This is a genomic window from Pseudomonas sp. B21-015, assembly GCF_024749285.1.
In the GTDB taxonomy this organism is placed as follows: Bacteria; Pseudomonadota; Gammaproteobacteria; order Pseudomonadales; family Pseudomonadaceae; genus Aquipseudomonas.
Genome location: NZ_CP087196.1, coordinates 2,491,618 through 2,506,369, shown reverse-complemented (window position 1 = coordinate 2,506,369; position 14,752 = coordinate 2,491,618). Strand labels below are relative to the sequence as shown.

General features: G+C 53.0%; 15 protein-coding genes and 2 pseudogenes. 11 read left to right on the top strand and 6 right to left on the bottom strand.

Translation table 11 applies throughout. From position 1 onward, the window contains the following. Positions 1-359: 359 nt before the first annotated feature. The 11 genes and pseudogenes from LOY38_RS11450 to LOY38_RS11400 all read left to right on the top strand — a co-directional run bounded on the left by LOY38_RS11450 (position 360) and on the right by LOY38_RS11400 (position 8,505). Positions 360-824, top strand: a complete 465-nt coding sequence (locus LOY38_RS11450; RefSeq protein WP_408980579.1) for a DUF6896 domain-containing protein — start codon at positions 360-362, stop codon at positions 822-824. A 123-nt stretch (positions 825-947) separates the two neighbouring features. Continuing rightward, the gene (locus LOY38_RS11445; RefSeq protein ID WP_258700102.1) at positions 948-1,337 is read left to right on the top strand and encodes an immunity 50 family protein; all 390 of its coding nucleotides are present in this window, start codon (positions 948-950) and stop codon (positions 1,335-1,337) included. Positions 1,338-1,512: 175 nt separating this feature from the next. Next, entirely contained in the window at positions 1,513-2,319 is an 807-nt protein-coding gene (locus LOY38_RS11440; protein ID WP_258700101.1) for a hypothetical protein, read from the top strand. Between the two features lie 196 nt (positions 2,320-2,515). After that, positions 2,516-2,701: pseudogene (locus LOY38_RS11435) on the top strand (hypothetical protein); the annotation flags it as partial. A gap of 33 nt (positions 2,702-2,734) precedes the next feature. Beyond that, entirely contained in the window at positions 2,735-3,115 is a 381-nt protein-coding gene (locus LOY38_RS11430; protein WP_258700099.1) for a hypothetical protein, read from the top strand. A gap of 526 nt (positions 3,116-3,641) precedes the next feature. Continuing rightward, positions 3,642-4,247, top strand: coding sequence for a hypothetical protein (locus LOY38_RS11425; protein WP_258700098.1), 606 nt, complete (start codon positions 3,642-3,644; stop codon positions 4,245-4,247). Positions 4,248-4,380: 133 nt separating this feature from the next. Further along, positions 4,381-5,379, top strand: a complete 999-nt coding sequence (locus tag LOY38_RS11420) for a hypothetical protein (protein ID WP_408980624.1) — start codon at positions 4,381-4,383, stop codon at positions 5,377-5,379. Positions 5,380-5,431: 52 nt separating this feature from the next. Next, positions 5,432-5,734, top strand: a complete 303-nt coding sequence (locus LOY38_RS11415; protein WP_309475871.1) for a hypothetical protein — start codon at positions 5,432-5,434, stop codon at positions 5,732-5,734. A 65-nt stretch (positions 5,735-5,799) separates the two neighbouring features. After that, positions 5,800-6,061: pseudogene (locus LOY38_RS11410) on the top strand (DUF6124 family protein). Continuing rightward, entirely contained in the window at positions 6,058-6,324 is a 267-nt protein-coding gene (locus LOY38_RS11405; protein WP_258700096.1) for a hypothetical protein, read from the top strand. Before LOY38_RS11410 ends, LOY38_RS11405 begins: the two are co-directional and overlap by 4 nt. Positions 6,325-6,618: 294 nt before the next feature. After that, positions 6,619-8,505: an ATP-binding protein gene (locus LOY38_RS11400; RefSeq protein WP_258700095.1), complete on the top strand. Its 1,887-nt coding sequence runs from the start codon at positions 6,619-6,621 to the stop codon at positions 8,503-8,505. Positions 8,506-8,512: 7 nt separating this feature from the next. Here the strand turns inward: LOY38_RS11400 and LOY38_RS11395 are convergent, their stop codons facing one another. The 6 genes from LOY38_RS11395 to LOY38_RS11370 form a co-directional block, all read right to left on the bottom strand. After that, positions 8,513-9,331 carry a cyclase family protein gene (locus tag LOY38_RS11395; RefSeq protein WP_258700094.1) on the bottom strand — a complete coding sequence of 273 codons (819 nt, stop codon included), beginning with the start codon at positions 9,329-9,331 and terminating at the stop codon, positions 8,513-8,515. 636 nt (positions 9,332-9,967) lie between these two features. After that, a complete protein-coding gene (locus LOY38_RS11390) occupies positions 9,968-10,141 on the bottom strand; it encodes a hypothetical protein (RefSeq protein WP_258700093.1) in 174 nt (57 codons plus the stop codon). A 10-nt stretch (positions 10,142-10,151) separates the two neighbouring features. After that, a complete protein-coding gene (locus LOY38_RS11385) occupies positions 10,152-10,394 on the bottom strand; it encodes a hypothetical protein (RefSeq protein ID WP_258621481.1) in 243 nt (80 codons plus the stop codon). Between the two features lie 62 nt (positions 10,395-10,456). Further along, entirely contained in the window at positions 10,457-11,527 is a 1,071-nt protein-coding gene (locus LOY38_RS11380; RefSeq protein ID WP_258700092.1) for a lipocalin-like domain-containing protein, read from the bottom strand. Then, positions 11,517-13,988 carry an ABC transporter permease gene (locus LOY38_RS11375; RefSeq protein ID WP_258700702.1) on the bottom strand — a complete coding sequence of 824 codons (2,472 nt, stop codon included), beginning with the start codon at positions 13,986-13,988 and terminating at the stop codon, positions 11,517-11,519. Before LOY38_RS11375 ends, LOY38_RS11380 begins: the two co-directional genes overlap by 11 nt. 1 nt (position 13,989) lies before the next feature. Then, entirely contained in the window at positions 13,990-14,658 is a 669-nt protein-coding gene (locus LOY38_RS11370) for an ABC transporter ATP-binding protein (protein WP_258700091.1), read from the bottom strand. Positions 14,659-14,752: the final 94 nt, after the last annotated feature.

The following is a 14,752-nucleotide window of genomic DNA, read 5'->3' as shown; positions in this document are numbered from 1 at the left end:
CTACAAAGGGGACAGACATAAAAATAATTTATCTCGTTTTGGCTAGAGAGTCAGTGGCACCGCAGGTACAAAACGGCACTAAAAGAGAGAAATAGAAAAGGGGACAGATATATTTTCTATTCATACAATAGATGGACATCGTCGAGCGGCGGCAGCACGGCGAACTCATACTCCGGCAAGCATCAGACTCAAACCGATTTAAAAGAGTATGGAAACAAAAATTACGTCACCATCGAAGATACACTAGAGCCGGCAAAGTATGTTGGTAACGATAGACTGGAGCGACCCAGAAGATGATTAACAAGGATCTGGAATCATAAATTTTTTATTTTTTAAGCGCCGTAGAAACTTCACTGCAGTTGCTTGAAGACAAATTCGGCTCGAGATCACTACACCAATTATGGCATGACAAAAAAATTGCTCAACGAGGTGAGATCTTTAAGAGTGCAAGCTATCAATTACATGGGAACGGATGCATGATCGAATACCCAGAACACTGTGTGGATTTCGATTTCGGGCCAAATGGAAGAACCGATGGATTCGACGCATGGCGCTTGTACAACTATGCATGCGAATCCCCAGAAAAATATGCAAAATACACAAACGTCGCCACAGTTGAATCAGAGTTAAACCAATACATTCAAGAAGATATGGTTAAAAAAATAGACAACTTCACCTCCAACTTATATTTTTTACGCAACCCAAAAAGGCCAATTAATCTCACATTTAGGTTTTCGCTCCTTAAAATTCAGAGCCTTTTAAATTTTATTGGGGCGCTGACAACTTCACTTAAAATTCACGGACTAGCACGCCGCCAACATTGAAAGAAAAGGTGACAGATTTATTTTCTATGCGCATGAAAATAAATCTGCCCCCTTTGTCTGCATCAAACTAAAACATTCCACCTCAAAAGTGTGGCCAATCATTACGTGCTTGAGTAATCTAAAATGTGGACATCATCAATACCGAATAAAAAACAGTGGACTTCTATTTTTGGAGAAGACTACTCCCCTACCAGCATGCACACTTCTTACGTCATGCTGGACGGAAACTCTATATGTTTAAAACTATGCAGCCAAGTAGAGCCAGCAGTCGCCCCTAAGAAATGGCTGGAAAAAAATTATTACGAGTACGAATTCCAGCTTTACATAATAAATGTAGAAAATTTCAATGTGGAAAATTTCAATTTCAGCGGCCCCACCACTATAACCGTTACTCAAGATGGCTCAAACTACAAAGTCACACTTGGATTTGGAAATTCATGTACAGCCACATGCAATGCAAAAAACATTACCATAGCAAATATTAAGGCATACCATAACGATGGTGCAGTGTAGCAAAAGAACATCCAAATCAGCTCACACCAAGAGAACTTCCTAAAAAATTAACAAAACTCACCTCAACGTTTCAAAGCAAAAATGCAAAGAAAGGGGACAGATTTATTTTCATGGCATGAAAAATAAATCTGCCCCCTTTTGGCTATAAGAAACTTGAACCCAGCAGGTACTACATATGGAGTTAAAAAGCTTGTTTTCGGCCCTCCACATTGGTCAACCGATGAACATTAAACATACGCTCCTCATCATTCTGACTGTTTTTTCAGGGTCAGCACTTGCCCAACACACTGGATTTGGATTCGTTAAAAACAATCCAGACGGGCAAACTTATTTATATACAACCCAGAATATTTCAAGCACCGAAGTCTTTTCAGTCCAATTCCCTCAGGATGGAACCGTTGCTTGCTGCAAGTTAACAAAGACAACTGGAGAAAAACAGCAGCAGAACGATGCAATGGACCTGCTCAACGAATCCGACATGCACACCTATGGGCTTGACATTCAATACACAGCGCCTTTCATCGGCATAGCTGTAGTTGGTAAAAATGCAACTGAAATCGGCGTCTCAGCCGTTGAGATCAAGGACCAAGCTACAACTATCAGCACCTGTTTGAGTCAAGAAGGCGTTCATCTCTTCTCGAGAAAAAATGGGAGTTTGAACGGTCACTTGTATTTGAGCCTAGGTTACGATGCAGAGCCAACGTCAAATTCTTGCGAAACGGAAAATGCTGAGTCCGTTCCGACCGACGTCTCCGGCTACATCAAAAACAGAGACAACTGTGATTCTTTGCGCGGAGATATTCCTGAACGGGACCCCGCCGACCCGGACAACCTCAGCCGTGTCATCAGCAATGTCAATAAATACTGCAAGGGCACAGATCAAAAACTGAAGCAGTTGAAAGAAAAATACTCTGGAAACGAAAGCGTTAAGAAGTTGCTCTCGACTTACGAAGAAAATATTGAAGCGGATATGAGTTTTTAGATTCACTCATCAAGGACGGCTGTTGTGAAATCTGAAAACACCAATCCACAGGTCTGGTTATCCGAAACCCCGCTACTGCCGGGTGAACGCCTCTACCTGATCATCACGACAGCCTCACGAAACAAAACCCCTCGACCCTGATTGGCAACCTGATGCAATGGCTGGAAGAAGAACGTCCAGACATCTACGCCGCTAAGGCTGGGGCACCTTGCGTTATGAGTACGACAACCTCGGCCAACTGAGCTACTGCCGTCTTCCCGACGGCAGCAAGCTTGATTACCACCACCAACGCGACGGTCAGCTGAGCAGCATCGACCTCAAAGGCTCGCGCCTGACCACGCACCAGTTCAACGCAGGCCGCGAACAGCAGCGCCAACAAGGCAGATGACGCGAGCAGAGAGGCAAGCTCGAATCAATGAGCTCGCGCAAGCGAATGCCCACAAAGAACTGCAAAAAAAAGGAAGCTGCTACACTTGGAGCCCACTTCCTTGAAAAGCGTGGTGCGCAGACGACTCTACAATCTCAATACGAAAGAGCAAGCACTGGCAGAAACCCAACGACAGGTGTGATAGAAACCTACAATAAAGGTAAAAAAGCAGGGCAAGCAAAATTACCTAGTGCTGCAACACGCTACACAAGCCATCGTGATCAGCTGAACGCGATAAATCGAGCGCTACAAATCTTCAGCAGAACTGGCGATGCCGATTTGGCGGGTAAACCAATCGACACGGGTCGAAAAATTGGTGAAGGGTACAAAAAAGGAACACTGAAATTGGAACACAAACTAAAGCAGTGACACACTTAGACGCCAACGGAAAGTTAATTACATCGTACCCGGATTACTAAAAATGAAGCCTCCCCCTGAACTATCAAGCTTGCGAAACTTACTTTTCATCTTCGACAAACTAAGTACATATCTCAATGATAAAATCGAAGACCATCGAGACTTTATGAAAGTACTTCTAGAGCGCCTAACAAAATACGAAAACAACATTCCAAGCCAACAACAAGCCAAGTAAACACAGTAAAAAATGGAACACTCATCTTTCGCTCACAGAGCAGCAGAATTACCTGACTTTATTTCCGGACACCAACTTGAAAGTGAAGTCGTCATCCATAGTTCTAAAAAACAAACCCAGCAAAAAACCATAACCAAACGCTAAAAACGACATATTTATTACGCACAGAAAGAAAAGTGGACAGATTTATTTTCTAAGCGCTCATAAAAATAGATCTGAGAATCATCTAGCCAGCCTCCCCATCTCACGGAGGTGACGCAAAACTCAAAGTGCGAACTTGGACTTTTGCTAGGAGTATGCCAATTGCCTTATCCCGATTTGCAAGATGCTGTTCAACGTGCAGGATTCACCGTCACCGAGTTCTCGGACCAGCGAGCATATTTCGGCTGCTGGTCGCTGACCGTCGAAGGTCATGGACATACCTACCAAATAATCAATGAAGGACGAGAAGGTTGGTTAATGTTTTATCGCGAGGGCACCGCAGGGACACTTACTGAGCTGGACAAGAAAGTATCGACTTGGATGGACGCCGCCGATAGAGCAACTCAATGCCTGATCTGGCTTTCTGCCTACCGTCTTCCCCTACAGCTCCACAAAGTCCGAAGTTATTATGTGATTGCCGAAAGGGATCTTGTACCGGAGCACCCCCACAGCTCTGACTGGCCAAAATTGATCGGCTACTGCTACGACGATGACTATTTTTTGTTTTTTGAAGGCAAGGGTCATGGGCTGAGTGGGAGCGCAGTACCCGCCTGTGAAGGCAAAAAAGCTGAGTGGCTTACGATATTCGCGGCACTGGACGTCGAGTGGTTTATGAGCTGGCTGGAAACACTGAAGTTCACGTCGGAGGAGGCATTTACCTTAGCGTTGATCGAGAAGGTGGGCTCGCTCAGAGTTCGTCGATATTAAAAACTAATGTGTGTCCTCTTTTTGCTTCCCTTTTGCTTCTGATGCATTGCCATCAAAAAGTCACCCCCAAAGAAACTGGATCACCACTCAACAAAGGAATGAACCCTTGTTTACCATCGCACGACCATTCGCCATGCTTTTGGCATTGACCCTTTCTCTTGACGCTGCCGCGCTGTCACTTCGATCAGAAAAGCGCGCAGACGGTACAACTGTGTTGCTGCTCACCAATGACCCCGCCCCTGCACGACCGCCACAGCTCAACGAAGACCCGGCGATACGCGCCGCCTTGATTGACTTCATCGGTTATGCGACAGGCAGCTACACCAACGATGACTCGTTGATCGTGACGCAAGTGCTAGATGCCCTTGATTCAGAGTTCTCGACGTTTGAGGAAGGTGTACCTGCCGGACGCAAAATGCTGACGGCCATGGATGATGGTAACCACGGCGACGAGCGCGCCGCACTGTTGTTGGACGACAAGGGGCAGTTGATCGCTGTTGGGCTGGTCAATGGGCACTGTACCGTCAAATCACGCACAGAGTCGTTGTCCTGCAATCCTGGCCCAGAAACTGTGCTGACTATCTTCCAGGCGAAAGGCGCCAAGAAGAGCGATGCTGACCCAATCATTGTCTGGAGCAAACAGTTGCCGCCATTGATTGCGTATTGGGCCGAAAGTGAAGATCCCGAAACACGTGCTCGAGCGCAAAAAATTGCCACGGTCGAATACATCACCACTGACCCGCAAAAAGACTCCTGGAACGCCTCGCAATTGCCTTCCGACTTCCCGAAGGCGATGCTCCCGTTGCTTCCAAAGAATGCCCATCTGGCGGGCGCTGGCGTCGATGGCGTGTACACCACACCAGGCATGAAAGGCGCACCGATTTACGGTGACTTCGACGAATTGGCAGGCCGGCCACGACATGATTTCGAGGTCATGCTGAAAACCTATACCGAGTTCTCCGACGTCGTCGAGTTTTACAAACAGAATGCCAAGGGAGCCGAGTTAAGTGCGAACGATGAAAAGGCATTGATTGAAGGCGTTGCAGGTGGTGCCACCTACAAGATCGAGATTAAGGATAACGAGGAAGAAGGAACAGCCATCACTTTTTCCGCGTGGAGAAAAGAGGTCTGAACTCCTTTAACTAGATGATCGAACGCAATGCGGCAGATTCATTCAAATCTTCGTGATTGGTAATCTGCCCTTTGCCCCTGAAACAGGGTTTGGTATCCAGATGAAACTTAATAATATTTTCACAAACAAAACGGAATACTTCAGCATCGGACACGAAGAAACGTCCGGCAAGTTCTACCTGTCAATCCCGGTCAGCAACCACCTCGTCGACTACGAGGAGTACTACGAAATCTCAAAAGCGTGCTTCAACCGGTATCTGGAAAAACCAGATAGCGCATTGGGGTTCGTCGAGCAATGTCGAAATCAACGAATGGACCACTTGCTCATGATCAAGCCCGGTAGCGACCGGTTTTGACAGACCGAACACGATCAAGGCATGCAAATGCCGCTTTGCGGCTCCGTTGATTCAGGAGCTTCACGATGAAAAAATTTCCACCCGACTCCCTCGATCCCATTGAACTCAGCCAAGCCACCCAACGCGCCGTCAGCGCCCGCCTCCGCAACCCCAAAAATCCTGAATGTGCTGACCACCGACTTTGCTTGTGAGCTCGAAGGCTCGCACCGCAGCCTGGCGCTATCGATTCAGCAATTGGCCGTGCTGGGTGAGTTGTTGGTAAACCGGGCGCTGGATAATCTCGATCCACCCGGTGGGGTGTCCGACGCTGAGGAGGTGCAGCCATGACTCGATACATGCCGATTACCGGCATTGACTGCACGATCCCTTCCCTGCTGATCGACACTGAAGCGCCTATCGATGTGTTGCACGATACGGCGGCGTATCGCATTCGCAGTGTCATTCAACTGTTGGAAGCGCTGTCCCTGGGTGAGGTGTTTGGTGGTGATGCTGCGCTGTTGCAAGAGTTTGCGCGGGTATTGGTAATCCCATTGCGCGATGGCTGCGATTTGCTGGATGTGGTCGGACGGCGGTTGCGAGCGCGACTTTAAATCATCAATAAAAATGGGCGACGCAGGGTAGGGTCGCCCATTTTTGTGTCCGAAACTTTTAAACATCGCCTCCCAGACTTATGCACGCAGCACTTCGCAAGAGTTTGTTAAAAACTGTCTTTAAACTTCTGATCAATCCAAAAAACGACTCAACATGGTAAACAAAAAACCAAAAAACCTGTCTATTCGATCAAGTAAATCCTCACCATCCTCATCTAAAAACAGGGAAAACAACAATGGTCTTCAGCACGCCTTCACCCTATGCTTGGGCAGACAGTATGGAGGCTGTGATTTATGTTCAAACTAAAACGGAAAACATGGGCGTTACTTTTGGTCTACATCGTAGGTGTCAGTGGCTATATCTACTACCTCTACGTCGAGACTCAAGGCATTCTCACTGACAATGTTAATAACAAGCTGCTGCATGCCGCGTTGGGGGCTTCGGCCATTCTTGGCGACCGCTACCATGACAATCTGATCGACAAACAGTCAAAAACCGAAGCGGAAGATCAGGATGCCATTCAGCGGCTCTCCAGGTTCAACAAATCCATGGGCACTGCCTTTATCTACAGTGTGGTCAAACGCTCGGGCGAGGCTTATCTAGTCAGCTCCAGCGCATCGGAAAAAGAGATCCTGGAGAAGAATTTCGTACGCTTTTTCGATCCCTACCCGGATGCCAGTCAAGCTTTGCTCGACAGTTTTGAGCGCACCGAACCCACCTGGATCGACTACTCGGATCACTGGGGAGACTTTCGCGCTGTCTTCGTTCCAATGAAATCGAAGGACGGTACGATTTATGTTGCGGGTGCGGAGATGATCTTGACGGATTACTACCAGCAACTTAATCAGGACTCCCTGCACCATATCATCCTGGCCATTCTGGTATTTTTCGCCTTTAGTCTTTTGTTCGTGATCGACTTGTTGCGCATGCGTGCTCATCTGCAGCAACTGCAAATAAACGAACAGGTGTTGAATCAGGCAAAAAATGCCGCCGAGGACGCTGATCGTTCAAAAACCAGATTTTTGGCCACCATGAGTCATGAAATCCGTACGCCGATGTACGGTGTCATCGGTGCGACCGAGTTGCTGGCTAGGTCCGCCCTCAACCCAGATCAAAGCAGGCTGTTAGAAACGATTCATACGAGCGGGCGAACCCTGCTGTCTCTTATCGACAATATTCTCGACCTTGCAAAAATCGAAGCGGGAAAACTTGAGTTAAAGCCTCGTGTATTCGACGTGAGAACACTGGTTGCATCCAGTATTGAAATGATCCGGCAAAACATTCAGGACAAGCCAATAGTACTTGAGGCCCAAGTTTCACCGGACGTACCGCCCTTGGTCAAAACCGATACCGATTGCCTTCGCCAGATATTGATCAACTTGCTGGGCAATGCGGTCAAATTCACTGAAACCGGAACAGTATCGCTCGTGGTTAAGACTAGCGGTTACGGCGCTCGAGCCCGACTCGACTTCTCCATACGTGATACGGGCATAGGTATTCCCACGGAACGGCAAGACAGTCTGTTCAAGCCCTTTGCTCAGTTTAAAGGATCGGTCAGTCAACGCTTTACCGGGAGTGGGCTCGGTCTTTCCATCTGCAAAAATCTGGTCGAGGCGCAGCAGGGGACTTTATCCTTTACCAGTCAGCCTGGCGTCGGATCGACGTTCTCCTTCTCACTCCCCATGGCGCTTTTTTCAGTCTCGGAACTACCCCTCGAGGACGATCATGCAGCGGTTGGTTTCGACTCATCGTTTGCCGAAGATTATCCGCTCGATATCCTGCTGGTGGAGAACCATCCCGTAAGTCAGAAAGTGGCCATTGCGATGTTGGAGATGTTGGGTTACACACCCGACCTTGCGTCAGATGGCCTGGAGGCCGTCAATGAGTGTATGACATCGAACCCAGATATCATTTTTATGGATATCAACATGCCTGTCATGGACGGGCTAGAGGCCATCCGTAAAATCCGCGAACTACCGCTGGGCGATACATGCTACATCGTTGCTTTCACCGCGAGCGTTTTTTCGAGCGAGATAGAACGTTTCAGGGCTGCCGGCGCCAATGACATTTTAACCAAACCGGCGAACTTTCAGGCCTTGACTCGAGTGCTTCAGCGGGCAGCCAACTACCGGCAGCGGCTCCAGGCCAGCACGCCGATAGTTGATACTATTTCAAATTGAAATGGACTCAGGGCACAAACGCCATTACGGAAACAGGAGAGCCCGACCCCTCTTTCAGTCGAAGCACGCCAATGACCAGTGTCGTGCCTTTCGCGGGTAGCTGATCGAGGTTAGTCAGGCACTCCAGGACGATGCCCTCTTTCGCCAGGATTTGGCTGTTGGTGGCATACACCGTATTCTGCCCTGGGTCCGCTCCATGTGTATCGATACCGACACCGGCTATCTGGCGTTCTTCAAGCAGAAACTTTGTCGTTGCAGCACCCACACCGGGAAAGTGCGGGCCGCTTGCATCCTCGTTGATAAAGCGCTTGGGATCGTCCCACAGGGCTTGCCACCCCGTATAAAACAACACAACAGAACCCTGGTCGATGCGCCCATTAGCCTGTTCCCATTGCTCAATATCCTGGATGCCAACCACATAGTCCGGGTTGTTCCGGGATTGAGTTCGAATATCAATCATGACGGCCGGTCGAACCAGGGACGCTGGCTTATAGGCATCAATACCAATGGCATTGGGATGGAAACTATTAGGCGCGTTCATATGGGTCGCACTGTGCTCGCCAATGCTGAAACGCCGCAGGTAATAACCGTCTTTTTCCTGAGAGGCCACCACATCGAATGTCACCGGTGGGTCGTTAGGCCAAAGTGGAATGGACGTGCTGATGATATGGCTGAGGTCGATCACCTTTCGAAACTGAATATTTTGCATTTCTTTGACGTCCTTATCTTCTGCGAAACTTTTAGCGGCGCCGACCGACAGCAAAGCTGCCAGTACGCCAATAGATATCCGGTTAAACCAGCTATTATTTTGCTTTGATATTGCCATAACGATTGACTATTCCTTCGACCACTAAAGGATTTCTGCCCTCTCGGCAAGCCGTGCTCAGCTACTCTCCGTTCTCTGCTCGATCTGAAGAGATGTCTGTATCGGAGAGTATCAATATTGATCAATGCATCATCGATGCCATACCACCTTGCGTTTCAGATCTCAATCCAGGGGCAATTTCAATTCACCGGTTGAGGTGCTCGGGCACCGCTTTAACCCAACCAATAAAAATGGGCGCCCCCAAAGGTCGCCCATTTTTATATCCGAAACTTTTAAATACCGTCTCCCAAAAAAGGTGTTCGCCCAGTGTAATGGCCTGGCAATCCATGCACCGGTAAAGAGCCCTGACACCGGGCGAACGGGAAGGATTTTAATAGAGTTTGGCCGATATGTCCTCAATATAAACATGAAAATTTACACGTAATATTTCGTAAATCTTTGCTAAAAAATCAGATACAAGTTCTCACAACTCATTGATTCAAGCTTGTTCTTCTGCCCCTATTTGCACACGGATCATCAATTCGTACAAATAATGATCAGCTTATGCTGGCAGGTGATATTCAACCTATCGGTATCAATCACCACAATGCTCTGTTCTACGTTCAGATCTTTCATTTCGCCTGCATAGACGCCCGCTCAGAGCGTGTCCGCGGTTTCTTGCGCGGTGGATTCTCCGCTGTCTGTGCCCTTGCCGCTTTCCTTGCGCCGGGTTGGATCGGTGGGGCGCAGGGCGTCGTTGTCACGCTCGACTTCGCCTAGTGGCCGGGGTTCGTCGGGGTTTTCCGAGGGGGTGGCCGGTGTGGGATTCATGGAGTTTTCCTCACGCTTCGGGATCGTCGACTTCGTGGGCGACGTTCACGGCGGGCGAGTCTTTATGGGATTGATCGGCCTTGGTTTTGAGGATCTGCCATTGATCGAGGTCGATGGCGCCCTGCCCGAGCAGATCATCGGCGATGCGCAGCAGTTCGGCGTAATGGGCGTCGGGAGATTGCTGCCAGTAGGCTTTGTCGTCGAACAGCCGCTGCCAGGTGGCAAGGGTGGGCGGTTTGAGATCGTCGCTCATGGCGGGCTCCCGTGAATAGGCTTCATTACGAACGAAAACAGCGTGGCGCCGAGAGTTCCGGGTCAATACCCGGTCATCTCCAGATAGCCCTGCCCCCCATGACTGCCACTCAGTCGCACCGGCCCTTCCCAATAGGGAATGCGCAAGTTCATCCAGGCCTTGGGGTTGAGGGCGTCGATGGTGATATCGAGGTGTTTGTCGGGGATTTTGATCGACCAGTTCACGGGCATCGAACGCCCGGCCACGTCGGCGGTGTCTTGGGGTATGAGGCTGATGTCGTCGGCGTGCAATAACTGCGTCTGCCCTTGGGCGTCGATCCAGGTGCCGGTGAGGTATGGCGCGCCGTCCTTTTGCCGCATGCGGTAGAGCATGACCTGCTCGCCGCTGTCCAGGTGCAGGGAAAACCAGTCCCAACCGGTCTGGTTGGCGGTCAGGGGTTGGCTGCTCCACTCACGGTCGAGCCAGGCCGGGCCACTGACCGTGTAGGTTTTTCCGTCGATTTCCAGGGTGCCGCTGGCCTGGAAAAATGGCTGGCTGTAGTAGTACGACGCCTGGCCCTGTTCGGATTTCTGGCTGAAGCCTTTGTCTCCTTGAAGCACCAGTGGCCGGGTTGTGGTCAGTCTAAGCTGGTAGCTGAACGCCTTGTCGCGGGCGCTGAGTTGCAGGTCCGCCAACGGGTTTTCATCGGTAGCCTGGCTGCTGAAACGCCAATCGTCGATCCATGCACTGAAGGGTGCCAGGCTCACGCCGGCCTGGCCGACGCCACCTCGGGCGTAGCGTTCGGCAGCATGGTGCACCGTGGCGGAAGTCACAGCCGAATGGCCCAGCCAAATGGTCTGATTGCCCCAGCCGGGTTGCTCGGGAACTGCTTTCAGGGCACTGCGGAACAGCGTCCATTGCACGCCGAACTCATGGCCCTGAGCGTCCTTGAGGTTGGCGGTGATATACCACCATTCGATGCGAAAGCCATCGTGGGAGCCATGGTCCGCCGGAAAGCTGAACGCCCGCCCGGGCACCACCGGGATAAATGCGGCGGCCTGATGGCCGAGGCCGGCGAAGCCTTTTTCCGGCGCAGGCGTGTTGTCGCATCCGCTCAGCAGCGCCAGCAACAACACGCCGAGCCTAATCTTCATGAGCAAACGTCCTCAGCAGATCCGCCGGTTGCGTACGATACAGCGAGTACAACGGCCACGCCGAGGCGAGCAATGTGGCGAGTAACGCCAGGCCCATCAACTGCAACAGTTGCAACGGAAACACCCGCAACGGCAAGCGCCAGCCGAAGGCCTGAACGTTGATCACCGTGTCCAGGCACCACGCCAACGCGATGCCTAACGGCAATGCCAGCACCAGCGTCAGCACCGCCAGCAACCAGGTTTGCCCAAGGTTGAGCAGCATCAACTGCCGCCGCGTCACGCCCAGCGCCCACAGCGGCGCGAGTTGTCCGAGGCGGCTCTGGCTCTGGGTCAGCAAGCTGATGAACAGCGCCACGCCCGCAACGCAAAGGGTCAGGCTGTTGAGCGCGGCGGTGGCGGCAAAGGTGCGCTCGAACACTTGCGTGGACCAGCCCTTGAGCCGGGCCTGATCGAAGATGCGGCTGTCGTCCAGGGCAAAGCGCGCTTGCAGCGCGGTCAGGAACCCAGGGATCGACGCAGGGTCGATGCGCAGGTTGAAACGGCTGGGTGTCAGTTGCGGCCAGCCGCGCAGCAGATGATTGATGTTCACCAGCAGGTGGCCCTTGGGATTGCCGTAGTCGGCGTAGATCCCGACGATCCGTGGCGACCATGGGCCATTGGGCGTGGCAATCGTCAGGTGCTCACCGAGCCGCACCTTCAACCGCCGCGCCAGTTGCTCGCTGAGCATCAGCGCGTCGTCCTTGGCCAGTCGCTCCCAAGGGTTGTCACCCAAGGCTTCCAGCAGCGGCCAGTGCTGGCGATAGGTCGGGTGATCGATCACGCCAAAGACGTCCGCCGGCCAGCCCTGCAACTGGATCGACACTTGCCAGTTCGGTAGCACCGCGGTGATTTGGGGTTGTTGTTTGAGCCAGGTGTGCAGTTCTCGGGCCTGGGCGGGATTTTGCGGATTGAGGTACAGCTCGGCAGTCAGGCGCTGTTCGAGCCAGTTGTTGAACGTCTGACGGAAACCGGCGGTCATGCTGCCGGCACCGATGTTCGCCGCCAGCGCCAACAACAGCGCCATCAAGGCCAGGCTCAGGGCCGGCAGTTGCTGGCGGCAATCGGCGAGAAACCATTGGCCCAGCACGGAACGACTGTACCGAAGCACCCGGTCAAGCACGCTATTCAACACCACCGGCAAGGCCAGTGCGGCGCCGATCAACAACGCGGCCATCAACACGAAGCCACTGCTCAGGCTGTCGCCCAGGATCAACGCCCACAACGCGATTACCGCAGCTATCGCGGCGACCCAACCCTGGCGCCGCAACCAGCGCGCGTGGGCCTGATGCCAGGCTTGCGGATTGGCCAGCGCCAGCAACGGCAAACGCGCCGCTCGCAGCAAACTGTTGGCACCGGCCAGCAACGCGCCGAACAGGCTCAGGCCGATACCGCTGAACCACCACAACGGACTGAGGCTCAACTGGCCCGGTACTTCGGCGCCGTACAAACCGCGCAAACTGGCGGCGACGTCCGGCAACAACACGCTGGCCAGCAGGTAGCCGCTGGCGACGCCGGCGATACCACCGATCAGCGCCAGGCCACCCAGCTCGACGGTGAGACAGGTCATCAACATGCGTGCACTGACGCCACAGGCGCGCAGGGTTCTGAGCAAGCCTCGGCGCTGCTCCAGCGCCAGACCGATTGCCGCGTGAACGATGAACAGGCCGACCACGAACGATAGAAAGCCCAAGGCATCGAGGTTCAGGTGGAAGCTCTCGGTCAGGCGCGCGAGGTTGTTTTCCTGGTCACTGGTTTTGAGCTGGAGTTGGCCCTTGAACTCATCAGGCAGGGTCGCGGTGAAATCCTTGGGTAGCAGCAGGCGCGACAGTTGATCGGGCAGCTGCAGAATCTGCTGGGCGAAGCCGATGTCCACCAGCAACACACCGGGCGCCATGTCAGGCTGGGCACGCAGTGGCGGCAAGGTGATTGCGCTCTGGGCCATCGGTGTTTCGCCTTCGTGCAAGCCCAACGCCTGCAAAGTTTGCGGCGATACCCAGGTGCTGCCCGGTGGGGTGAAAAACTCGACGATCTGCTCGATCGGCAATGACCGTCCGGCCACTGCGGAACCGCTGGGCAACGACACCGGCTCAATGCCCATCAACTGCAAGCGCTGGTCTTCATGGCCCTTGAGCGTCACCCGGCCTTGCAATACCGGCGATACCGGCCAACCCGCACGACGCAGGTCGACAAACACTTGCTGAGAAAACACTCCGCCGCCGGGCGCACTGAGGCTGGCCTGGGGTTCGCCACCGATCAATTGACTGGCCCGGGCATAGCTTTCTCGCGCCTGGCTGTTCAGCGCCTGTACGCCGGTCAACAGGCTGGTGGCGAGCCAGAGCCCGGTCAGCACACTGAAAAATTGCACCGGGTGCTGCCGCCAATGGCTGAGCAGCGCCCGTAGCGTCTCGCGAAAAACCCGCACCTCAGCGCTCGTCCGCGCCAGCCAGGCGGCCACCGTGCAGCACCACTTTGTCCGCCAGCCGCGCGGCAACCCGTGGGCTGTGAGTGACCATCAACAAGGTCGTGGGGCTGTCGTCGAGCAGCTCCAGCAACAACTTCAACACCTCATCGCTGGTGGCTTCATCGAGGCTGCCGGTGGGCTCGTCGGCCAGCAGCAGTTTGGGTTGCGAGGCCAGCGCACGGCCCAACGCGACCCGTTGCTGTTGCCCGCCGGACAACTGCTCCGGATAGCGCAGTAGCAGGTCCGCCAACCCGAGACGTTGCACCAGATGCGCCTGCCAACGCGGATCATGGCGCCCGGCCAAACGCGCCTGAAACGCCAGATTATCCTCGACCCGCAAACTGCCGATCAGGTTGAACTGCTGGAACACCAGGCCGATTTCGGTCCGGCGCCAGTTGGCCAATTGGCCTTCGTTCATCTGCTCCAGCCGATGCTCGCCACTGCGAATGCTGCCGCGATCGACCTTGTCCAGGCCGGCGATCAGGTGCAGCAAGGTGCTCTTGCCACTGCCCGACTCGCCCATCAGCGCCAGGCTGCTGCCGGGTTTCAAGGTGAGGTCGACACCTTGCAGTACCGGTAATGGGCCTTGGGGGGTGGCGTAGCTTTTGAAGACGCCCTGGACCGAAAGCATGAGGGAAGGCTCGTTGGAGGCAATGGGCCTAGGATAGCGGACGGCAGCGGCACCGCGTTATCGTTCTTCGCGGGCAAGCCCGCACCCACAGGGG

Excerpts from the sequence above, each read along its gene's own strand:
- LOY38_RS11385 (WP_258621481.1), bottom strand. The coding sequence starts at position 10,394 with ATGAGCGACGATCTCAAACCGCCCACCCTTGCCACCTGGCAGCGGCTG.
- LOY38_RS11390 (WP_258700093.1), bottom strand. The coding sequence starts at position 10,141 with ATGAATCCCACACCGGCCACCCCCTCGGAAAACCCCGACGAACCCCGG.
- LOY38_RS11405 (WP_258700096.1), top strand. The coding sequence starts at position 6,058 with ATGACTCGATACATGCCGATTACCGGCATTGACTGCACGATCCCTTCC.
- LOY38_RS11440 (WP_258700101.1), top strand. The coding sequence starts at position 1,513 with ATGGAGTTAAAAAGCTTGTTTTCGGCCCTCCACATTGGTCAACCGATG.
- LOY38_RS11430 (WP_258700099.1), top strand. The coding sequence starts at position 2,735 with ATGAGCTCGCGCAAGCGAATGCCCACAAAGAACTGCAAAAAAAAGGAA.
- LOY38_RS11380 (WP_258700092.1), bottom strand. The coding sequence starts at position 11,527 with ATGAAGATTAGGCTCGGCGTGTTGTTGCTGGCGCTGCTGAGCGGATGC.
- LOY38_RS11445 (WP_258700102.1), top strand. The coding sequence starts at position 948 with ATGTGGACATCATCAATACCGAATAAAAAACAGTGGACTTCTATTTTT.
- LOY38_RS11370 (WP_258700091.1), bottom strand. The coding sequence starts at position 14,658 with ATGCTTTCGGTCCAGGGCGTCTTCAAAAGCTACGCCACCCCCCAAGGC.
- LOY38_RS11420 (WP_408980624.1), top strand. The coding sequence starts at position 4,381 with ATGCTTTTGGCATTGACCCTTTCTCTTGACGCTGCCGCGCTGTCACTT.
- LOY38_RS11400 (WP_258700095.1), top strand. The coding sequence starts at position 6,619 with ATGTTCAAACTAAAACGGAAAACATGGGCGTTACTTTTGGTCTACATC.
- LOY38_RS11395 (WP_258700094.1), bottom strand. The coding sequence starts at position 9,331 with ATGGCAATATCAAAGCAAAATAATAGCTGGTTTAACCGGATATCTATT.